This window comes from Mesobacillus subterraneus, assembly GCF_020524355.2.
In the GTDB taxonomy this organism is placed as follows: domain Bacteria; phylum Bacillota; class Bacilli; order Bacillales; family Cytobacillaceae; genus Mesobacillus; species Mesobacillus subterraneus_C.
In genome coordinates, this window is record NZ_CP129019.1 from 2,458,381 (window position 1) to 2,479,200 (window position 20,820).

Sequence of the window (20,820 nt, forward strand, 5' to 3'; positions counted from 1 at the left end):
TTAAAGCTATGTCCAAAAACAGGGAACACTAGAGTGTTCCCTGCAATTACATAGGCTAGTAAAAATTATTTCTTGTTTACTTGGTTCATTACTTCTTCAGCAAAGTTATCTTCACGCTTTTCGATGCCTTCGCCTACTTCGTAACGAGTAAACTCACGAAGTGTTCCGCCTTTTGACTCAACAAACTGGCGTACTTTTTGATCAGGGTTCTTTACGAATGCCTGGTCAAGAACACAAACGTCTTCAAAATATTTGCTTAGGCGGCCTTCAACCATCTTAGCAACGATATTTTCAGGCTTGCCTTCGTTAAGAGCTTGTTGTGTAAGGATTTGGCGCTCGTGTTCAACTTCTTCCTGAGAAACTTCATCACGAGAAACATATTTAGGGTTCAATGCAGCGATGTGCATAGAAACGTCTTTAGCAGCTGCTTCGTCTGTAGTTCCTTCAAGGACAGAAAGTACGCCAATGCGTCCGCCCATGTGAAGGTAAGCACCGAATGCATCGCTGTCTGTTTTTGTCTTGACTTCAAAACGGCGAAGAGATAACTTTTCACCAATTTTAGCCATAGCTGAATGAATGCGGCCTTCAACTGTTTCACCATTCTCCATAGTCTGAGCATTAGCTTCTTCAGCAGATGCAGGCTTGTTCTTAAGAAGGTGTTCAGCGATTTCTTTAACCAGTACCTGGAACCCTTCGTTCTTTGCTACGAAATCTGTTTCAGAGTTCACTTCAAGGATTACAGCTTCATTGCCTTCTGTAAGGATATAAGTTGTACCTTCAGCAGCGATGCGGTCAGCTTTCTTAGCAGCTTTAGCGATTCCTTTTTCACGAAGGAAATCGATTGCTTGGTCCATATCACCATTTGTTTCCTGAAGTGCTTTTTTGCAGTCCATCATTCCAGCGCCAGTTTTTTCGCGCAATTCTTTAACCATTTGTGCAGTAATTGCCATAATGAAATTCCTCCTAATATCTTGGTTATATGTAACTATACTTTATTTTAACTTGATTTCGCCAATATAAACCCCAATGGAATTTAACTGGAATATAAGTCTTAAAAAAAGGTGATAAAGGGTGCTTCCCTATATCACCTTATTTTAAAATTAAGCTTCTACAGCTTCTGTAGTCTCTTCGCCTTGCTTAGCTTCGATAATAGCGTCAGCCATTTTAGAAGTAAGCAATTTAACTGCGCGGATTGCGTCATCGTTCGCAGGGATAACTACGTCGATTTCGTCTGGATCACAGTTTGTATCAACAATTCCAACGATAGGAATGTTCAATTTGCGTGCTTCAGCTACAGCAATGCGCTCTTTGCGTGGGTCAATGATGAAAAGAGCATCTGGAAGACCCTTCATGTCCTTGATTCCGCCCAAGAACTTTTCTAAACGCTCTTGCTCTTTCTTCAATTGAACTACTTCTTTCTTAGGAAGCACTTCAAAAGTTCCATCTTCAGACATTCTTTCGATGTTCTTAAGACGAGAGATACGCTTTTGGATTGTTTCGAAGTTAGTTAGAGTACCACCCAACCAACGTTGGTTAACATAGTACATACCAGAACGAGCTGCTTCTTCTTTAACAGAATCTTGAGCTTGTTTCTTAGTACCTACGAAAAGAACAGTACCGCCGTTACCAGCTAGCTCCTTCACGTAGTTGTATGCTTCTTCAACCTTCTTAACAGTCTTTTGAAGGTCGATGATGTAGATGCCGTTACGCTCAGTGAAGATATATTTCTTCATCTTAGGGTTCCAACGGCGAGTCTGGTGACCGAAGTGTACACCAGCTTCAAGCAGTTGCTTCATAGAAATTACTGACATTGTGTTTCCTCCTAATGGTTTTGATTTCCTCCGTTCAAATCATCTTTAGCCAGGAACTGACGAAACAGCACCATCTGGCCAAATCAATGAACGTGTGTATTAACACCATGAGATAATATAGCATAAAAAAAACTGACATTCAAGTTATTCTTGCGTTTTTTGCCGAAATTTAAGCAAAAGTTCTATTTCTGTTTTCCCTTTGTCCATTTCCCTTGCAATTTCTTCAATTGTTAATCCCTGTTTTTTCATGTTCAGAACCTGATCAATAAAACTTACCTGTTTTATTTCGACGTTATTCTCCTGTGAATCCACTGGAATTGAATCATTAACAGCTATATCTGGTTCATGGTTTTGCTGGTACGCCTTCCTGGCAGCATGGTAGGCAATGCCTTTGCCAAATCTAACCGGCTGTTTTTCTTGTGTTATTTGATCGGAGTCTATTTCCGGCTGATTTTCATGTGTTATTTGATTGGAGTCTATTTCCGGCTCCTTTTCTGCCGCCTCGAGCGCAACGGTATATTTATCATCAGGTTGATTTTTAACTTTTGTTTTTGTCATCAATTCGAGGAATTTATCATTTTCCTCTTTTAATTCAAAGAGGTAAGCTGAAAATACTTCTTCAATTTCTTTAATGATTTTCTCCTGCTTTTTCTCTGCCTCTACAAGCCGATTTTGACGAAGGTATAATAGAATAATTGCGAAGATTGCTGTACCGTTTAAAATGAGGCTTAAAAGTAGTAGAAAAGTGGTCATAACATCCCTCTATCCGCTGTAATCAATCACCTTCCCTTTATAAGGGTGGTGATGCTGTGCAGTTTGGTCATTCTTGTTCCTTTTATCTCCCCTGCCATTTTGCTGCTGGTGACCTGAATCGGCGCCCTCTTGATTCAGGCGAGCTTCTTGCTTTTGGTTATTTTTAACCACCGACTTGCGCTTTAAATCATCTTCCCTTGTCACACTTTGTGCCGCATGCTCCTGAAGATGCTGTCCCCGCTGCTGAAGTTGTTCCTGAATCTTGCCGGCATCATGTGTCCTCGGAAGCGCAATCTGCATTTCGATTGCTTTGAGGCTCATCATGTCACTTCCTAACTAGTAGACTTTCTGTGTCGATAATTGGAGAGATTGAAATCTCACTATTTTCGAGATGGAAACTAACTGTTTTGTAGTGCTGGTTTGTCAAAAGTGCATACTTTCCGAAAAAAACCTTTGTATTCGGGTAAACTTTATCAAAAACAAACAAGGATGAGAGTAATCTATCCTGTTTTTCAAGTTGTAAAAACTCGAGTTCAGACAGCAATTCAGCTAAACCAGCTTCAACATTCTGCCTTGTATTTCGCTGTTTTACAATCATCTGTTTTTGTTCTGCTGTAAGTGCACCTGACCGGTTGCCAATTTCAGCGAGCTTCACTTCTATTTCAGTGAGCTTTCTAATATTGGCTTTTGCTGTTTCAATAGATTGAAGAGTTTCAAGTTCTGTTTTTTCCAGCAATGGATCCCAACCAATGGCTAATTCAGTTTTGGTAAAAAGCTCATTGCCTAATTCCTTGACGAAGATATTTCGTCCCGCAGAGGTTGTCCCCCCGATGATTGTTCCAGTACGGGATTCTACATTGCCGGCAGCTGTAAGTTTACTGTGTAGTATGGAGGACCTCACGATAATATCTTGTCCTGTTTTTACATTTGCCTGGTTCAGATAATTCGCCAGTAAACTTCCCCCCGTTGTAACCTTTCCCTTGTTCGCTCCGGCTACTCCACCCTTGATGATGATATTGCCTTCTGCATGGAGGTTTGCTGCCTCAACTAGTCCATCAATTACTATGTCTCCCCCGGCTTTCAATTCATATCCGCTGGGCACATTCCCTTTAATGACTATATTTCCAACAAAGTCAATATTGCCTGTCCTTAGATCAAGATCACCTTTCACTTCGAACACAGGATTGACCGAGATTGATTTTTGAGTAATGCTGATCTGTCCATCACAAGCTGCAAAGAACTGTTGGGATTCAAGAACCACATTATTTCCCGGCTTGATTCTGAGGTGACGACCAGGCTTGGCGGGAATGGTCTTCCCAGTAACATCTGTCCCATTCTGTCCATTCCTTGGCGGGACTACAGTTGCCAATAACTGACCCTTTTTAACCGAGGGAATATGGATAACAGAACGAAAATTAAAGACTTTTTGGTCATTAAGAGTATTTTGTTGGAGTTCGTTGCGCAAATATGAATCTGCACCATCCACTTTAGGTTCTCCTGCAGCAATAGTGATTGGATACTCGATAGAATTAGGATCCTCTGCGATTTTTGTTACCACATCCCTCTTAACACCGAAAACGACCTTTTCTTCTTTTAAAATATTCATTATTTCGTCTACGGAAACAACGTTTTCCTTACTTCCTATAAAAATAGACAATTCAGCCTTAAGCCTGTCATGGGATAACTTCACCTTATATTCTATCGCCAAGTTGAACTCCTACCTTCTGTCAGGCTGTCTCCAGCCATTTTCTCAGTTTAAAGATCGCTTTTGAATGAATCTGCGAGATCCTTGAGGTTGAAAGATTCATGACTTGTCCAATCTCTGTCAGCGTTAATTCTTCTTTATAAAACAAACTCAAAACAAGTTGTTCTTTTTCATTTAATTTAGAAACCTTTGCTGCTATCTCTTCTAGCATTTCGGATTTTAAAAGTTTATCTTCAGGAATTTCAGCTTTTACGTCCTTGATCACGAATGATTGGTTATCGCGATCATCATTTTCACTTGGATGTTCATCAATCGATAGTACATTCGCGAAAAAATGTTCATTTATTGTTGAGTAAATTTCCGTTTCATCCATGTTCAGTTCGCTGGCAATTTCTTCGATGGTCGCATTTCTCATAAAACGCTGTTCAAGCCTCTCGATGGCTGCATCAATTTTTTTTGCTTTTTCCCGGGTACTTCTTGGCAGCCAGTCTTCCTTTCTTAATCCATCTAAAATTGCCCCGCGAATTCGAAATGAAGAATATGTATCAAACTTCAGATCCCTGTTTGGGTCGAATTTTTCTAGAGCATCATATAAACCAATCATTCCCAGACTTCTCAAATCATCTCTAGACACACTTTTCGGAAGACTCACTGAAATTCTTTGCACATGGTAGGAAACAAGTGGCATATATTTTTTTATCAGCAAATTACCTGCATCCGGATCACGGAACTGTACCCATTTATCCCATGTTACCTGTTCTTCCGAAGTGGATCCTCGTACCATTGTAATCCTCCTCACGCGCATTACGCAGTATTCTTTGAAGTAATTAAATCATTGACTTCCATTAAATTTCACTATTCCCTTTATTAACCGTCTTGATTTGCATCAACCCGGTTTTCGGGTTGAACTCAATTGTTCTACCGCTGTTCCCACCAACATCCTGGGCTATTACCGGAATCCTGAGTTCCTTCAATTCTTGTAAAACTGCTTCCACATTCCTTGTCCCAATTCTCATCATATCGTTGCTTCCAGCAAACTGGAACATTTGAGCGCCGCCAGCTATCTTCGCTTTAATTCCTGCAGGTCTTGCTCCTGTTTTCACCAAGGCATTTAAAAGTTCCTTAATGGCAGTATTAGCGAATTTGGCCTTATTCAGCGGCTCTGCACGGGATAATGATGAATCTGGAAGCATTATATGAGCCATACCAGCGATTTCCCTTACCTGATCATACAATACCACACCTACACAGGAACCAAGACCCGTAGTACGTATTAAATCAGGAACCATAACGATATTCATATCAGCAATGCCAACTTTGATGATTTCTGCTGTTTTATGCATCAATCCTTACTCCTAATGCAGAAAAAATGATATGGAACGAATCCGGGTCTGGCAATAGAAAGAAATGTCCATTCACACTGTCAGGCAACTGAGCTTCTTCTTCATCCAAAGCCGTATCGATCACGATTGCATAATCGCTCACCTGAGACAATTCCAACAGGCCGAAACTGATGACTGCTCCTACCATATCTATGCTTAAAGCCGGAACCGAAGGGTACAGGCTCAGTTTCGTAAAATCAGAAAGAGATGATAAATATGACCCAGATAAAATATTGCCTAATTCCTGAAGAGCGGACAATGCCAGTTCATTATCCTGCTCCTCGGCAAACGAGAATGACTGGTTTTTTGTAAGTTGTCCTATATACTTCTCCGCCTGCGGAAGAGGAAGGATGAAAAACATGCTCCCTGGAGCATCACCCTCTATCCGAAGAAAAACGCTTGCTACCACATTGTCCGGTCCCCCGGCAAGATCCATCACTTCGTCAAATGAAACAACCCTGACACTGGGCACCTTCATATCAATTTTTTTATTCAACAGAGTTGATAAAGCCGTTGCAGCATGTCCTGCCCCAATATTTCCTACCTCTTTTAATATATCAAGATGAATGTCCGAAATGCTTTTTAGAAAAGTCATAGTTATATTCCCTTCTTACAAAGCTTTAACTTCATCGGACTCAAGGATTTTGTTTAAATCGATTAAAATCAATAACCTCTTATCCAGATTAGCTACTCCTTCAATAAATCCCTCAGCTGCTATTCCCACGACTTCAGGCGGTGGTTCAATCATGTTTGTCGGAATATCAATCACGTCATTTGCGCCGTCAACAACCAAGCCAACTTCTTTATCTTCTACTGAAACAATGATTACTCGAGTACTTTCGTTGTATGATTGTTCTTCTATACCAAACCTGATGCGCAAATCCAAAAGCGGAGTCACTACTCCTCGAAGATTCATTACCCCTTTTACAAAAGGATTTGTATGAGGAACCCTTGTGATATGCATGATTTTTTCAATAGATTTCACCTGGCTTACTGGAACACCATACTCTTTGTCATTCAGCTGGAACACGATTACTTTCAAGTCTGAAACCAGATTTTCAGCCATTTTCATCACTCCTAAATTATCATCGTCATTGCATTAAACAGGAATCTATTTAATTAAGGCATTGCAATCCACGATCAAAGCTACTTGTCCATCTCCAAGGATCGTAGCTCCTGAAATCGCAAATACATTCGTTAAATAATTCCCTAGTGATTTAAGGACTACTTCTTGCTGGCCTATGAATGAATCTACTACCAAACCTGCCATTTTATCTCCTTTTCTAACGATAATGACTGAATGGAATTGATCATCAACTTGCTCAGACGGTACCTCGAAGATATCTTTTAAGAATAGCAGCGGCACAACCTTGCCTCTAAAATCAATCACCTTTTGATTATGCGCATTCATGATATCAGTCTCTTTGATTATGGCTGTCTCAATAATCGATGATAAAGGGATGGCGAATTTTTCCTTCTGGATTTCAACTAACATCACAGAAATGATCGATAATGTCAACGGAAGCTGAATCGAGAAAATAGTTCCCTCATTTTCCTTTGAATCGATAGAGATTGTTCCTCCCAATGACTCGATTGTATTCTTTACAACATCCAATCCTACCCCGCGGCCAGAAATGTCGGATATTGTCTCAGCAGTGGAAAAGCCTGAAGAAAGAATTAATTCATACACCTGTTTATCAGTAAACCCAGCAGCAGATTGCTCGGTTATGATTCCCTTGCTGATTGCCTTCTTCAAAACTTTATCCCTGTTGATTCCAGCACCATCATCTTCAATTTCAATGAAGACATGATTTCCGCTGTGGAACGCACGAAGCACGACCGTACCTTCTTCGTTCTTGCCCTTTGCCCTGCGCACTTCAGGTGATTCAATCCCATGGTCAACAGAGTTTCTCAATAAATGTACAAGAGGGTCACCAATCTCATCAATTACAGTGCGATCCAATTCTGTTTCTGCACCTACGATGTCAAGGTTGATCTTCTTATTTAAATCTCTCGCTAACTGACGAATCATTCTCGGGAAGCGGTTGAATACCGTTTCAACCTGGACCATCCGCATATTTAGAATGATATTTTGTAGGTCACCTGAAATCCTGGACATTCTTTCGACCGTTTCAGTAAGCTCACCATTTTCAAGATCTTTGGAAATTTGCTCTAGTCTGCCACGGTCGATTACAAGCTCTTCAAATAAATTCATTAAAATATCCAGACGTTCAATGTTTACCCTAATCGTTTTGCTGCCATTACTTTGCTGTTTGACACTGCCTTTTTTATCAATCACCGGTGAAGAAACTAGATCAAGACCAGGAGAATTGGATTCATGTACTTTTGTATTGTCCAAATCTTCATTGGAATCTTTATCAAACTCTAAAGATCTTAAGTCCGTTTTGACAACTTCAGACACCTTCATGATCTTGCTTTTTATATCCTCTGGATCATCTTTTGAGACAAATGTAACAGTAAATTCATGGTCAAATTGCTCTTCTTCCAGCTGCTCTACTGATGGATTTGCTTTGATTACTTCTCCGATCTTCTCCAGTACCTCAAACACCATAAAAACTCGGGCAGCCTTTAATAAACAATCTTCTCGCAGAGCGATGGCAATTTCATAAACACCGAATCCTTGTTCTTTGGACTGCTTTAATACCGTCCATTCAAATTCATCATAGTAGGATTGTTGATTTGCCTCTAAAACTGCTGTAGCAGCAACCTCGTTCTTAGCAGATCCTGAGAGCGGTTCCCCTTTTTCAATCAGTTTCAACTTTTCAACTGTTTCAGTAACATCCTTTTTGCCATCGCCCCCGGACGCGATCGACTGAACCATATCTTCTAGGTGGTCGACAGCCATGAAAATAATATCGACAATTCCAGGTGTTGTTGTCAATCTGTTATTCCGTATTGCGTCCAATACATTTTCCATTTGATGTGTAAGGCTTGCCAGGTCCTCATAACCCATTGTCGCGGACATCCCTTTAAGAGTATGGGCTGACCTAAAAATTTCATTAATGATCGATAAATTCTGTGGGCTCTTTTCTAATTCCAACAACTGTTCATTGCAGTCCTGTAAATGTTCTTTACTTTCTTCAATAAACACTTCAAGATATTGATTCAATTCCATGTGCTCATTACCTCCGGTCTCAAATATAATTCATGATTGTTTGAGCGATGTTTTCGACATTCGCAACCTCATCAACCATGTTCGTTGCAATCGCTGCTTTCGGCATCCCGAAAACGATTGATGTATCCTGCGATTCGGCAATCGCTTTAACTCCGCCGCTTTTTTTCATCTCAACCAGCCCTTTAGAACCATCTGACCCCATTCCTGTCATGATAACAGCAATTTTAGAGTAGTTCTTGACGGTACTGATGGACTCGAACATCACATCCACTGAAGGTCGATGACCATTTCGAGGGGACGACAGACTAAGGCTGACTGCCAACGTCGACCCTAAACTCTTAACCTCCATATGGAATCCACCTGGAGCTATATAGGCCGTTCCTTTTTGTAAAAGTTCCCCATCTTCCGCTTCCTTGACTCTGATCTGGCTCAAGGAATCTAGTCGATTTGCAAGGGACTTCGTAAAACCAGGCGGCATATGCTGGACGACAAGTATAGGTACATCAATATCTTTTGGCAATGAAGTTAAAACCTGTTGCAATGCCCGGGGACCCCCGGTAGATGTCCCTATGCAGACTATCTTTTTGGATTCACGGGTAAATCCCCTGGTCGTTACATGTCCTACTACCTTTATCTCTGAATCTATTGAACGGTTCTGGTTCTTTCCAATAGATTTGGAGTCTTCAAGAAAGTTTATTTTGGTTAAGTTAGCTTTACTGGCTGATAAAACTTTCTGGATTAACTCCGTTTTGATTTTATGTAAATCAATAGAAATGGACCCTGATGGCTTTGCCACAAAATCCACAGCTCCCGCTTGTATCGCCTGCAAAGTCGTGTCTGCGCCTTCTTTCGTGGTGCTTGAAAGCATAACGACAGGAAGCGGTCGTTCTTTCATAACCATCTTCAAAACTTCTAACCCATTAAATTTAGGCATCTCGACATCAAGTGTTATAACGTCGGGACTTAATTCCCGCCATTTCTTAATGGCATCTTCTCCGTTACGCGCCGTGCCAATAACATCAATTTCAGGGTGTTCTGATAGAAAGTCGTTGATCAGCTTGCGCATGAAAGCCGAATCATCTACGATGAGAACTCTAATTTTTGCCACTCGACCACTACCTTTCGAAAAGGAATTGCTTCAATCTTGCTGTAAAACTCCTGTTATCTCTCTTTTCGGCATTGTAGCTCTCTTTATTGATATATTTTTCAATAATCGCTGCCAATCCTTTAGAAGCTTGTGACCTTTCATTGAACAACGTAAAGGGTATTTGGCGTTTCACAGCTTCCTGGACTGCTTTATCATCAGGCAGGATCCCAAGCTTGGTAGGGGTCCTGCCCAAAAATTTCACGAGAACATCCTCGAGCCTTACCATCGTGTCATTGCCCTCCTTGGCAGAACCCGCCCTGTTGACCACTAAATAGAAAGGCAATTCTGAATCTGCAAGATGAATATATTTCATTGTGGCGTATGCATCCATCAATGAGGTTGGTTCAGTCGTAGTGATGACAATTATTTCATTGACAGACAGCAAGATGGATAATGTTTCTTCGTTCAATCCGGCTCCCATATCAAAAATTAGATAATCATACTTCATTAGGACTTCACTTAAGCTGGAAGTAAAATATTCGACGCTATCACGGTCCATCCTGACCAACTGGCTTAAACCTGTACCGCCTGATATGTATTCAACTCCATGCGGCCCTTCAAAAATAACTTCTTCCATCGAAGATTTGCCTGAAAGGAAATCGGCAATGGAAAGCGAAGAATTTTTACCCATTAGTATCTCGATGTTCCCCATTCCGATATCAAGGTCAAATAATAATACCTTAAAGCCTTTTTTGGCGAGGGAAATTGAGAAGTTAAGTGAAAAATTCGATTTGCCGACTCCACCCTTGCCGCTGACCACTGCAAGGGTTTTCGCTTCCTTCGATGGAGTTTCCATTTTTAGACGATTCCTTAATTTTTCTGCCTGATCATTCATAGGTGCTTGCTCCAAGAATAGTATTTGCAATCATTTTAGGATTCGCCTGGATCAGGTCATCTGGCACATCTTGTCCATTGGTCAGATAGGCAATTCCAGTCGAGAACTTTATTGCCATATTAAGCATCGACCCGTAAACCGCAGTTTCATCCAATTTAGTAAAAATAAATTGATCAATATGAATCAGCGAAAATTGCTTTGTAATTTCTTCCATATCTTTTTGTTTTGCCGTCAAAGCGAGGACAAGGTAGGTTTCCATGTTCTTACCGAAATCAATTACATTTTTCAAATCGTTTACATATTTTTGATTTCTGAAATTCCGTCCAGCAGTATCAATAAAAACAAGATCATACTCAGCGAATTTATCTGTGGCAGCTTTAAAATCATCCAAGTTGTAGCAAACTTCGATAGGAACATCGAGGATTTTCGCATAAGTTTTCAACTGCTCAATTGCCGCAACTCGATAGGTGTCTGTCGTAATAAAAGCCACCTTCTTCTGATGCTTCAATACACATTCAGCAGCAACCTTTGCCAAAGTTGTCGTTTTCCCTACTCCCGTCGGTCCAATGACATTGACAAACTTCCTTTTAAAAGAAACTCCTTCAAATGAAAGTGGAGAAAGCTTGTCTCCAATAGCTGAGCCAATCCAGTCGGTAATTTCCTTATCACTTGCTTTCGCTCCACCAAGGTACCACTTTTCAAGAATAGCTGCAGCCAATTCATCAATAATTTCATGATCTACTTCCTGATCTCTCAAGTATTGGATTTGCCTGCTCAATGGTTCTGGCAAAGGAACACCTTCAGATTTACCCGTTCCCTTTAACATTTCCTTAAGCTGAGAAATTTCTTTTAAAAGGTCCTTGTCGGCTTTTCGCTGAATTTCTGTTAAAGGGTTCATCTTTACAGTTTGTAAGCCTTTTTTAGATTCATCATCTTTTACGTACGGCTTGAATTTATTTGGCTTATCCGTACTGGCAGGCTTTGGACTTGCTTCAGTGTCTGGGTCAATGGCGGCAATTACCTCAATACTATTTTTCTTAAAAAAGCCCATGAACCCTCCTGTCTGGACAACACGAGAATTCAAGATTACTGCATCACTTCCCAATTCCCCTCTGACTAGTTTCATTGCTTCCGGCATGGATGAAGCTGTATACTTTTTCACTTTCATTCTACATTCACCACTCCGACACTTTGGACTTCAACATTTGCTTCGAGTTCGTTATAAGACAATACAGGAATCTGTGCAAAATACCTTTCAGTCAACTGGCGCACATACATCCTGACTGCAGGTGAGCATAAGATAATCGGGGTTTGTTCCATTATGCTCAATTGCTCTACCTGGTTTGCCACAGATTCCAAAACCCCTTGCGAAAGGGCCGGATCAAGAGATAAGAAGTTACCGTGCTCAGTTTGCTGGACACCTTCCGCAATCACCTTTTCTACCCTTCCTGACAGTGTAATCACCTTTAAGGTTTCTCCATTCCGTGAATACTGGTTCGTAATTTGCCTTGCAAGTGCCTGACGAACATATTCAGCAAGAATGTCTGTATCTGATGTTACTTTTCCGTAATCTGCAAGTGTTTCGAAGATAATCGGTAAATTCCTGATTGATACATTCTCCTTAAGCAGCTTGCCAAGTACTTTTTGAATTTCTCCAACAGATAATGGATTAGGAGTTGCTTCCTCGACAAGGATTGGATAGCTTTCACGAAGATGATCGATCAGCTGCTTTGTTTCCTGTCTTCCGAGCAACTCATGTGCATTAGCCTTGATCACTTCTGTAATATGTGTCGACACCACTGAAGGCGGATCGACAACGGTGTAGCCGAAGATTTCAGCCTGTTCCTTCATTTCTTCCGTGATCCATTTAGCAGGCAAGCCAAAACTTGGTTCGATTGTATCGATTCCTTCAATTGAATCATCATCTATACCAGGACTCATTGCCAGATAATGATCGAGGAGCAATTCACCCCTGGCCATTTCATTTCCTTTAATTTTCAGTCTGTATTCATTCGGTTGGAGCTGAATATTGTCCCGGATCCTGACCACCGGAATGACTAATCCCAGCTCAATGGCCAGCTGCCTTCTTATCATGACAATCCGGTCTAAAAGGTCTCCTCCCTGGTTAGCGTCTGCTAGGGGAATTAACCCATACCCAAATTCAAACTCAATTGGATCAACATTTAGTAGATTAACAACACTTTCTGGACTCTTCATCTCGTCCATCTGGATGTCTTCTTCCATTTCCTGCAGCTGCTGCTTATCCGGCTCTGGAACACGGGAGAAGGAGTACCCACCAAAAGCCATCAGTGCTGCGATTGGAATCGTAAGCATATCGTGGATTGGTGTAAACAGCCCTAAAAGGAAAATCGTTGCTGCCCCGACATACAGCATTTTAGGATAAGCCAGTAACTGTGAAGTAATATCAATTCCAAGATTTCCGTCAGACGCAGCACGAGTAACCACTATACCAGTCGCTGTTGAAATCAGCAGTGCCGGAATTTGACTGACAATCCCATCTCCAACTGTCAATAATGAGAATTTTTCAGCTGATTCTCCAATGCTTAACCCTAATTGAGTCATACCTATGACAATCCCGAAGATCAAGTTGATCAGAACGATGATAATTCCCGCGATCGCATCTCCTTTTACGAATTTACTAGCACCGTCCATCGCACCGTAAAAGTCGGCTTCACGGCTTACTTTTTCGCGTCGTTCACGCGCCTGCTGTTCAGAAATCATCCCGGCATTTAAATCAGCATCGATACTCATTTGCTTACCAGGCATCGCATCCAGTGTAAATCGTGCTGCCACCTCTGAAACACGCTCTGAACCTTTGGTGATGACGACGAATTGGATTATGATCAGTATCAGGAAAACGACCATCCCGACAACAACATTCCCTCCGACAACGAAGGTTCCGAACGTCTCAACCACTCCGCCTGCTTCACCTTTTGACAGAATTGAACGTGTTGTCGATACATTCAGCCCAAGCCTGAATAATGTTAACAACAGCAGCAGTGAAGGAAAAACAGAAAACTGCAGCGGCTCGGTCATATTCATTGTGTTCAATAGCACCAGTAGTGCAATTGAGATGTTTACCATGATTAGTACACTTAATAGCCATGACGGAAAAGGAATGATCAACATGGCTACGATTAATATGACACTAAGCAGGACGGATAGGTCTCTTGCTGACATAGTACTTCTCTCCTAAACACTGCATACCTAAGAATTACAGCACTTTATTTTTTGTTTGATATACATAGGCCAGGATTTCTGCCACCGCTTTGAAAAATTCCTCAGGAATGGCATCCCCTATTTCAGACTGGCTGTATAAAGCCCTTGCCAGAGGACGGTTCTCGACAGAAATGATGTCATTTTCCTTGGCAATCAATTTAATCTTCTGTGCAACAAAATCGACACCTTTTGCTACAACAATCGGCGCATCTGACTTCTGCTCGTCATATTTTAACGCAATCGCAAAATGAGTCGGGTTTGTTATGACCACATCCGCTTTTGGGACTTCTTGCATCATCCGCCGCATTGCCATCTCTCTTTGCTTCTGCTTGATTTTCGACTTGATCAGAGGGTCACCCTCGATATTTTTATACTCATCTTTCAAGTCTTGCTTTGACATACGGATACTTTTCTCATAATCATATTTTTGGTACAGATAATCCAATAATGATAAAGATAGCAATGCTCCGGAAGCAAAAAGACCCATCTGAAGCGTCAGCCCCGCAATGGTAGTAAGTGCAGCACCAACACTCTTATTAGCAAGCAGCAAGACTTCGTCCAATCGCAGCCACAGAACTGAGAAAGCAATCACTCCTACAAAGGTAATTTTGAGGATTGATTTTAACAATTCAACGATAGCCCTCATGGAAAAAATCCTTTTGAAGCCGCTAATTGGATTAATCTTTTCAAGTTTCATTTGTATTGCCTCAGTAGAAAACATAAAGCCGACTTGAATGTAGTTGGCAGCCACTCCTGCGATCAACGCAACAATCATGACCGGTCCGAGGAAAATGAGCAGTTCACCCAATATCTCGATTACAATTGATTCAATATTGTTCGCTGTCAAATCCATCAGCATATAATTTTGCAGTGAATGGCGAAGAATTCCGATGAGTCGCTCCAGCATCACACTGCCAAAAAACATTAAAAACAAAAACACAGCAAGGAGGACAATGGCTGTATTGACATCCTGGCTTTTGGCAACCTGTCCTTTTTTTCGTGCGTCCTGCCTCTTTTTAGGAGTCGCTCTTTCAGTTTTCTCACCTGCAAAAAATTGCAGGTCTAATCTTAAAAAATCCATTTAAGCTCCTCCGATCAATTCCATCAATCCTCGCATTGTCGCAAGAGTGGTTGAGAATAGATCCGATATTACCATTATCAGCACGCCCATTACCGCAATAAGGACGAGAAAGCTGACAGCAATTTTGACTGGCAGTCCGACTACAAATATATTTAATTGCGGCACAGTTCTTGCCACAATCCCCAGCGCGACATCGACCAGGAACAAACTGCCAACAACCGGCAGGGACATTTGGAAGGCAATAATGAACATTTTGTTAAAAGCCAGGATAATGAATTCGGCAATATTTTCATTCCCAAAGGGAATCATCAGCTGATCGATTTGGATAAAATCATAACTGTAAAATATTCCATCCATCAACAAATGATGCCCATTGACTGTCAGCAGAAACAAAAGAGCAATTGTATATAAATACTGCCCCATCAGTGGGCTTTGTGCGCCTGTTTGTGGATCAATGACATTCGCGATTGCAAAGCCCATTTGAAAATCGATGAATCCCCCTGCAATCTGGATGGCAGCCATCATTAAAGCCGCAATGAAGCCTATGAATAACCCAACCATTGCTTCTTTGATGACCAGCATGAAATACGTGCTATCTACTGTTATTTCTGGAGATCCTATTGCGGTAAACATGATGATAGAAAGCATGGATCCCAGCCCTACTTTATGTGATGCGGGTATCGTCCGATATGAAAATAAAGGCATCATCAAGAAAAAGGACGTCACCCTTACAAAAATCAGCAGGAATGCCGGAAACGATGGAATGAAATCTAGCATCTCATCAGCCTACGAACCTTGTAAGATTTGAAAATATCTCCGTCGCATAGCTCAGCATATAACTGAGCATCCACGTCCCAAAGAAAATGACGCCGACCAGGACGGCAACAATTTTCGGCACAAAAGCCAGTGTCTGTTCCTGTATTTGCGTTGTAGCCTGAAAAATACTGACGATCAAACCAACTACCAGCGCTAGTATCAGCAAAGGCCCTGAAATCATTAAAACTGTATAAATTCCTCTTTCAGCTATCGAAATAACCGCTTCTGATGTCATTTTTCATTCACCTGCTTAAAAACTTTGTAATAATGATTTCACGACTAAATACCATCCGTCTACCATGACAAAAAGCAAAATTTTAAATGGAAGTGAAATCATGACTGGCGGAAGCATCATCATCCCCATCGACATCAAGACACTTGCCACAACCATATCTATTACTAGAAAAGGGATGAATATCATGAACCCGATTTGGAATGCTGTTTTGATTTCACTGATGGCAAATGCAGGAACAAGAGCTGTCAGAGGGATATCTTGAATGGATTCAGGTGTGTCAGCTTTAGAATATTCAAGGAACAACGTTAAATCCTTCTGTCTGGTATGAGCACTCATGAATTCCTTGAAAGGGATGGATGCCCGGTCGTAGGCTTGCTCCAAATTGATTTCTTCATTGAATAAAGGAGTCAGAGCTTGTTCATTCACTTCCTGGAAAGTAGGTGCCATGATGAAGAATGACAGGAACATTGCAAGACCGACCAACACTTGGTTGGGCGGCATTTGCTGTGTTGCAAGCGCCGTTCTGACAAAGGAAAGAACGATGATGATCCTTGTAAAACTTGTCATTAAAATCAAGATGCCTGGCGCAATGGAAAGCACGGTCAGAAGGAGCATCAGCTTAACGGATGTCGAGACACTCTCAGGAGCACTGCTGTTGAAAAACTCCATAAACTCATTCATTTTTTTCTGACCCTTTCTTCTGAATCTCCTCAAACATTTTCTTTCTTCCGCTCGCCATATCACTCAGTTGATTCTTTAGTAGTGCGGAAAAATCGGAACGCTGATTGCCGCCATCTTTCTTCGCTCTTTTAAGCAACTTTGTCACAATATCGCTTGGCTGTACAAGCTGCTCCATTTTATTGTTATACTCCTGAATGACTTGGCTATACTCTTCCGGGTCGTCTATTTCTTTTAGTAGTTGTATATTTTCTCCTACACCAACGATGAGCAGCTTATTGCCCGCTTTAACAATCTGGACTGATCTGTTAGCGCCAAGGCTTGCGCCTCCGAGATTTTCTACAAGCTGCGAGCTTTTATATACCATACTCTTTTTATTAATGAACTTAAGGAGAAAGTAGATTAATGCTGCCACAAAGGCGGTAGCAAGGATCATCCTGACGAAATCCAGGAAACTTACTCCAACCTGGGAATCTTCATCGTTTGATATGTTTGTATTTTTATCTGCCTGTTCATCTTCACACGATGGATCTTTCAAGCAATCCTTTACACTCTTATTTAGCTGCTCTGCGCTCGGGAAGCTCAGCGGACTTAACAAAGCAGCTAATAAGAAAAGAATTGTCGAGGCAGTTCGGAATAATCTTAACAATTGCCGCACCCTCTAAATGATAAAAGTTCACTAACCTAATGTTTTTGAAATCGCTTCGATAACACGGTCTGCTTGGAAAGGTTTTACGATGAAATCTTTTGCACCAGCCTGGATTGCATCAATGACCATCGCTTGCTGGCCCATTGCTGAACACATGATAACCTTTGCGTTCGGGTTGATTTTTTTGATTTCCTTTAAGGAAGTGATGCCATCCATTTCTGGCATTGTAATATCCATTGTCACAAGGTCAGGCTGGAATTCTTTATATTTTTCAAGTGCCTGTGCACCGTCAGCTGCCTCTGCGACGACTTCGAAGCCGTTTTTTGTCAAAATATCCTTAATCATCATTCTCATGAAAGCCGCATCGTCTACGACTAAAATCTTGTTTGCCATTGGAATTCCCCCTGTAGATTATTTCAATTTTTTAATGCGATCGCTCTGGCTGATTATATCCGTAACACGGACACCAAAATTCTCATCAATAACAACTACTTCACCTTGAGCAATCAAGCGATTGTTGACTAGAATATCGACAGGTTCTCCGGCTAGTTTGTCTAGCTCGATGATTGAACCCGATCCCAATTCGAGGATGTCTCTAACCGAACGTTTCGTTCTGCCCAGTTCAACTGTGACCTGCAGCGGAATATCAAGCAGCATATCCAGGTTCTTTGTCTCCGCCTGTTGTGTCTGCACTGTCTCAAAACTTGAGAATACAGCAGGTTGAACCGTTGGCTGTGCTCCTGGCATCACATGGCCTATATGCTGTGGCGCCGATGGCATTGGCTGAGAATAGCCATGTCCTTGTGGAACTCCCTGATTGGTTTGTGGCTGATAAAAAGCGGGTTCATGTTGCACCTGATATTCTTGCTGCATCGCCTGAGTTTGAGCGTAGTTGGCCTGTTCTTGCGCAGTATTAGATTGACTTAATTCAACCTGATTACTTTGCGGTATAGGTGAAGCTTGAGTTTCAGGTGCCTGTGCACCACCGGGATTCAATAATTCATCAACCAAACTTTTAGCGAAACTTACTGGCAAAAGTTGCATAATATTAGAATCTATTAAATTGCCAATCTTTAACGAGAATGATACTTTTACCAAAATATCATCCTCAGGAATCGAATCAGTTCCTTCACCTTCCACTACATTCAACAGATTGATATTCGGAGGTGAAATATCGACTCTTTTGCTAAACACTGTCGACATGGAGGTTGCAGCAGATCCCATCATTTGGTTCATTGCCTCTTGAACGGCACTCAGCTGAATCTCATCAAGTAATTCCCTTGGGTTCAATCCATCGCCACCAAGCATTAAATCCGCGATAATCGCTGCATCATTTTGTTGGATAACAAGCATATTACTGCCGGTAAATCCTTCTGTATAGTATACCTGCACGGCCACATAAGGATCAGGAAAAGCATCTTCAAGTTTTGACCTGTGCACAGCTGTAACCGTAGGGGTATTAATTTCCACCTTCTGGTTCAATAAAGTTGATAATGCGGTAGCTGAACTGCCAAACGATATGTTGCCGATTTCTCCTAAAGCATCTCTTTCCATGAAAGAAAAATAGTCATCTACGTTAATTGTACTTTCTGTTTCTTCCGCTTCATCAGAGGTTCCTCTAAGAAGCGCATCAATTTCATCTTGAGATAACATGTCATCGCTCACCATCAACGTCTCCCCCCTTAAATGTATCAAACACTTGAATGGCTAACTTTTTGTTCAATTTCCCTGGCTGTCCTACAAATTTAGGGATATCTCCGACTTTTATCAGTAAAGGCTGGTCAATTTGCTGATTTAATTCAATTACATCACCGATATCAAGCATCAGGAAATCCTGGATTGAGATTTCGGAGGATCCTATTTCTGCTGTAATTGAAACATCAGCCTTTTGAATTTCACTTTGCAATACTGAATTTTCGATAGGCAAGCTTTGTTTCTTATCCGATTGCATCCAATACTTTACTGACAATTTAGGAATGATCGGCTCCAGAACTACATGCGGGATGCATATATTGATCATTCCGCTTGCTTCTCCTATAGTAGTGTTCAACGAAATCACCACGACGGTCTCATTAGGCGAAACCATTTGTAAAAATTGAGGATTAATCTCGAATTCGGATAACTGCGGATCGATATCTGATATTGAACCCCAGGCCTCCCTGAAGTTTTCAAAAGCTTTCTCAAACATATTAGACATGATCCTAGTTTCAATTTCAGTCAAACTATCGACTTTATTATGGCTTGCCCCTTTTCCTCCAAGCAGCCTGTCCATCATTGCGTATGCAATGTTTGGGTTAACCTCCATCAGGATCCTTCCCTCTAGTGGTTCTACATCAAATACATTCAATATTGTCATCTTCGGAATCGACCGGATGAATTCCTCATAAGGGATCTGGTCTGCTGAAGCGACACTAATATTGACATACGTCCTTAACTGCGCGGAGAAAAAGGTAGTCAATAGCCTGGCAAAGTTTTCATGAATTCGGGTAAGGCTGCGGATTTGATCCTTCGAGAAACGCAAAGCTCTTCTAAAATCATAAACTTTAACCCTTTTCTCTACTTGTTCCTTCTTTAATTCATCCGCATCCATTTCCCCTGTTGATAAAGCCGATAACAAAGCATCAATTTCGCTTTGCGATAATACCTCTCCCGACATTCTCTTCACCTCCATATGGTTACGGTAGTTTCATTCAATCTGTTATTGGAGGAGAGAACCTGTTATGTAGACCTTTTTGATTTTCCCATCAAGCATCAGGTCATTCAACTTTGTTTTGAGAGTTTCTTCAAGGTTCATCTTGCCTTCCTTGCCTTGCAGCTCTTCTGCCTTTTTCTCGGATAGTTCATAAATAATTAGGTTTTTCACCTGAAAATCTCTCTTTTCCAACTCTTCTTTTGCTTTTTTGCCGTCTGTTTCGATTTTGAATGAAATCTTTATAAAATCATTTGATGCCAGGTTTGTAGTTACCTCGGGAATATCTACGGAAGCTTCCAGCACCTCATCGATGCTTGGCTCTTTTTCGCCATCCTCTGCCGTAAGCTTCATAACCGCTACAACTGCTATAGTTCCTACGAGTAATATGGCTACCAGCATGACCGACATAATCATTACCAGCTTATTATTCTTCATGATTCAGTTCCTCCAACACTCGCCCTCCAAGAAGACCGACACTCTGATAAAATTCCCGGATTAATTTGCTTACTTCATCTTCACTTTCCCGTACGACATACTTTCGCCCATTGGTTAATGTAATCGTCGTGTCCGGAAAAGCTTCAACCACTTCAATAAATAATGAATTAATTCTAAATGATTTACCGTTTAATTTAGTTACTTTAATCACAATTATCCACAGGG

24 protein-coding genes are annotated in these 20,820 nt (G+C 41.2%); all 24 read right to left on the reverse strand.

The genetic code is table 11. The annotated features are described in order from the left end of the window. Positions 1–65: 65 nt before the first annotated feature. Positions 66–950: a translation elongation factor Ts gene (gene tsf, locus LC048_RS12740; protein ID WP_226600634.1), complete on the reverse strand. Its 885-nt coding sequence runs from the start codon at positions 948–950 to the stop codon at positions 66–68. A gap of 150 nt (positions 951–1,100) precedes the next feature. Next, entirely contained in the window at positions 1,101–1,811 is a 711-nt protein-coding gene (gene rpsB / locus LC048_RS12745) for a 30S ribosomal protein S2 (protein ID WP_041967225.1), read from the reverse strand. A 144-nt stretch (positions 1,812–1,955) separates the two neighbouring features. Continuing rightward, positions 1,956–2,564 (reverse strand): hypothetical protein, encoded by a 609-nt coding sequence (locus LC048_RS12750; protein ID WP_226600633.1) that lies wholly within the window; start codon positions 2,562–2,564, stop codon positions 1,956–1,958. Between the two features lie 9 nt (positions 2,565–2,573). Further along, entirely contained in the window at positions 2,574–2,888 is a 315-nt protein-coding gene (locus tag LC048_RS12755; protein ID WP_226600632.1) for a hypothetical protein, read from the reverse strand. A gap of 1 nt (position 2,889) precedes the next feature. After that, the gene (locus tag LC048_RS12760) at positions 2,890–4,272 is read right to left on the reverse strand and encodes a flagellar assembly protein A (protein WP_226600631.1); all 1,383 of its coding nucleotides are present in this window, start codon (positions 4,270–4,272) and stop codon (positions 2,890–2,892) included. Between the two features lie 19 nt (positions 4,273–4,291). Then, the gene (locus tag LC048_RS12765; RefSeq protein WP_226600630.1) at positions 4,292–5,053 is read right to left on the reverse strand and encodes a FliA/WhiG family RNA polymerase sigma factor; all 762 of its coding nucleotides are present in this window, start codon (positions 5,051–5,053) and stop codon (positions 4,292–4,294) included. Between the two features lie 61 nt (positions 5,054–5,114). Beyond that, positions 5,115–5,612, reverse strand: a complete 498-nt coding sequence (locus tag LC048_RS12770; RefSeq protein WP_306047915.1) for a chemotaxis protein CheD — start codon at positions 5,610–5,612, stop codon at positions 5,115–5,117. Continuing rightward, positions 5,605–6,246: a chemotaxis protein CheC gene (locus LC048_RS12775; protein ID WP_226600628.1), complete on the reverse strand. Its 642-nt coding sequence runs from the start codon at positions 6,244–6,246 to the stop codon at positions 5,605–5,607. The genes LC048_RS12770 and LC048_RS12775 overlap by 8 nt, the downstream gene beginning before the upstream one ends. A 15-nt stretch (positions 6,247–6,261) precedes the next feature. Further along, positions 6,262–6,717 (reverse strand): chemotaxis protein CheW, encoded by a 456-nt coding sequence (locus LC048_RS12780; protein WP_371931899.1) that lies wholly within the window; start codon positions 6,715–6,717, stop codon positions 6,262–6,264. Between the two features lie 45 nt (positions 6,718–6,762). Beyond that, positions 6,763–8,787: a chemotaxis protein CheA gene (locus LC048_RS12785; RefSeq protein ID WP_306047916.1), complete on the reverse strand. Its 2,025-nt coding sequence runs from the start codon at positions 8,785–8,787 to the stop codon at positions 6,763–6,765. Positions 8,788–8,806: 19 nt separating this feature from the next. Beyond that, positions 8,807–9,895, reverse strand: coding sequence for a protein-glutamate methylesterase/protein-glutamine glutaminase (locus LC048_RS12790; RefSeq protein ID WP_226600625.1), 1,089 nt, complete (start codon positions 9,893–9,895; stop codon positions 8,807–8,809). Positions 9,896–9,902: 7 nt separating this feature from the next. Next, positions 9,903–10,769, reverse strand: coding sequence for a MinD/ParA family protein (locus LC048_RS12795; protein WP_226600624.1), 867 nt, complete (start codon positions 10,767–10,769; stop codon positions 9,903–9,905). Beyond that, entirely contained in the window at positions 10,762–11,937 is a 1,176-nt protein-coding gene (flhF, locus tag LC048_RS12800) for a flagellar biosynthesis GTPase FlhF (protein WP_226600623.1), read from the reverse strand. Before flhF ends, LC048_RS12795 begins: the two co-directional genes overlap by 8 nt. Next, entirely contained in the window at positions 11,934–13,970 is a 2,037-nt protein-coding gene (gene flhA, locus LC048_RS12805) for a flagellar biosynthesis protein FlhA (RefSeq protein WP_226600622.1), read from the reverse strand. The genes flhF and flhA overlap by 4 nt, the downstream gene beginning before the upstream one ends. Positions 13,971–14,004: 34 nt before the next feature. After that, positions 14,005–15,090 (reverse strand): flagellar biosynthesis protein FlhB, encoded by a 1,086-nt coding sequence (gene flhB / locus LC048_RS12810; protein WP_226600621.1) that lies wholly within the window; start codon positions 15,088–15,090, stop codon positions 14,005–14,007. Beyond that, a complete protein-coding gene (gene fliR, locus LC048_RS12815) occupies positions 15,091–15,867 on the reverse strand; it encodes a flagellar biosynthetic protein FliR (protein WP_226600620.1) in 777 nt (258 codons plus the stop codon). A gap of 4 nt (positions 15,868–15,871) precedes the next feature. Further along, positions 15,872–16,141 (reverse strand): flagellar biosynthesis protein FliQ, encoded by a 270-nt coding sequence (gene fliQ, locus LC048_RS12820; RefSeq protein WP_306047917.1) that lies wholly within the window; start codon positions 16,139–16,141, stop codon positions 15,872–15,874. 15 nt (positions 16,142–16,156) lie between these two features. Further along, a complete protein-coding gene (fliP, locus tag LC048_RS12825; protein ID WP_226600618.1) occupies positions 16,157–16,822 on the reverse strand; it encodes a flagellar type III secretion system pore protein FliP in 666 nt (221 codons plus the stop codon). Beyond that, positions 16,815–17,477 carry a flagellar biosynthetic protein FliO gene (locus LC048_RS12830; protein WP_371931900.1) on the reverse strand — a complete coding sequence of 221 codons (663 nt, stop codon included), beginning with the start codon at positions 17,475–17,477 and terminating at the stop codon, positions 16,815–16,817. Before LC048_RS12830 ends, fliP begins: the two co-directional genes overlap by 8 nt. A gap of 21 nt (positions 17,478–17,498) precedes the next feature. Next, positions 17,499–17,861: a response regulator gene (locus LC048_RS12835; protein WP_079508438.1), complete on the reverse strand. Its 363-nt coding sequence runs from the start codon at positions 17,859–17,861 to the stop codon at positions 17,499–17,501. A gap of 18 nt (positions 17,862–17,879) precedes the next feature. Next, a complete protein-coding gene (gene fliY, locus LC048_RS12840) occupies positions 17,880–19,136 on the reverse strand; it encodes a flagellar motor switch phosphatase FliY (protein WP_226600616.1) in 1,257 nt (418 codons plus the stop codon). Beyond that, complete coding sequence (gene fliM, locus LC048_RS12845) at positions 19,123–20,124, reverse strand: flagellar motor switch protein FliM (RefSeq protein WP_226600615.1); 1,002 nt, start codon at positions 20,122–20,124, stop codon at positions 19,123–19,125. The genes fliY and fliM overlap by 14 nt, the downstream gene beginning before the upstream one ends. A gap of 42 nt (positions 20,125–20,166) precedes the next feature. After that, positions 20,167–20,595 (reverse strand): flagellar basal body-associated protein FliL, encoded by a 429-nt coding sequence (fliL, locus tag LC048_RS12850; protein WP_226600614.1) that lies wholly within the window; start codon positions 20,593–20,595, stop codon positions 20,167–20,169. After that, positions 20,585–20,806, reverse strand: coding sequence for a flagellar FlbD family protein (locus LC048_RS12855; protein ID WP_023614886.1), 222 nt, complete (start codon positions 20,804–20,806; stop codon positions 20,585–20,587). The genes fliL and LC048_RS12855 overlap by 11 nt, the downstream gene beginning before the upstream one ends. Positions 20,807–20,820 lie beyond the last annotated feature (14 nt).

Bases quoted from the DNA above. Each gene is read 5' to 3' on its own strand.
- fliM (WP_226600615.1), bottom strand. From the start codon at position 20,124: ATGTCGGGAGAGGTATTATCGCAAAGCGAAATTGATGCTTTGTTATCG.
- LC048_RS12785 (WP_306047916.1), bottom strand. From the start codon at position 8,787: ATGGAATTGAATCAATATCTTGAAGTGTTTATTGAAGAAAGTAAAGAA.
- fliL (WP_226600614.1), bottom strand. From the start codon at position 20,595: ATGAAGAATAATAAGCTGGTAATGATTATGTCGGTCATGCTGGTAGCC.
- flhA (WP_226600622.1), bottom strand. From the start codon at position 13,970: ATGTCAGCAAGAGACCTATCCGTCCTGCTTAGTGTCATATTAATCGTA.
- fliR (WP_226600620.1), bottom strand. From the start codon at position 15,867: ATGCTAGATTTCATTCCATCGTTTCCGGCATTCCTGCTGATTTTTGTA.
- LC048_RS12775 (WP_226600628.1), bottom strand. From the start codon at position 6,246: ATGACTTTTCTAAAAAGCATTTCGGACATTCATCTTGATATATTAAAA.
- tsf (WP_226600634.1), bottom strand. From the start codon at position 950: ATGGCAATTACTGCACAAATGGTTAAAGAATTGCGCGAAAAAACTGGC.
- flhB (WP_226600621.1), bottom strand. From the start codon at position 15,090: ATGGATTTTTTAAGATTAGACCTGCAATTTTTTGCAGGTGAGAAAACT.
- fliY (WP_226600616.1), bottom strand. From the start codon at position 19,136: ATGGTGAGCGATGACATGTTATCTCAAGATGAAATTGATGCGCTTCTT.
- LC048_RS12780 (WP_371931899.1), bottom strand. From the start codon at position 6,717: ATGGCTGAAAATCTGGTTTCAGACTTGAAAGTAATCGTGTTCCAGCTG.
- LC048_RS12795 (WP_226600624.1), bottom strand. From the start codon at position 10,769: ATGAATGATCAGGCAGAAAAATTAAGGAATCGTCTAAAAATGGAAACT.
- fliP (WP_226600618.1), bottom strand. From the start codon at position 16,822: ATGAATGAGTTTATGGAGTTTTTCAACAGCAGTGCTCCTGAGAGTGTC.
- rpsB (WP_041967225.1), bottom strand. From the start codon at position 1,811: ATGTCAGTAATTTCTATGAAGCAACTGCTTGAAGCTGGTGTACACTTC.
- fliQ (WP_306047917.1), bottom strand. From the start codon at position 16,141: ATGACATCAGAAGCGGTTATTTCGATAGCTGAAAGAGGAATTTATACA.
- LC048_RS12770 (WP_306047915.1), bottom strand. From the start codon at position 5,612: ATGCATAAAACAGCAGAAATCATCAAAGTTGGCATTGCTGATATGAAT.
- LC048_RS12765 (WP_226600630.1), bottom strand. From the start codon at position 5,053: ATGGTACGAGGATCCACTTCGGAAGAACAGGTAACATGGGATAAATGG.
- LC048_RS12835 (WP_079508438.1), bottom strand. From the start codon at position 17,861: ATGGCAAACAAGATTTTAGTCGTAGACGATGCGGCTTTCATGAGAATG.
- LC048_RS12750 (WP_226600633.1), bottom strand. From the start codon at position 2,564: ATGACCACTTTTCTACTACTTTTAAGCCTCATTTTAAACGGTACAGCA.
- LC048_RS12755 (WP_226600632.1), bottom strand. From the start codon at position 2,888: ATGATGAGCCTCAAAGCAATCGAAATGCAGATTGCGCTTCCGAGGACA.
- flhF (WP_226600623.1), bottom strand. From the start codon at position 11,937: ATGAAAGTGAAAAAGTATACAGCTTCATCCATGCCGGAAGCAATGAAA.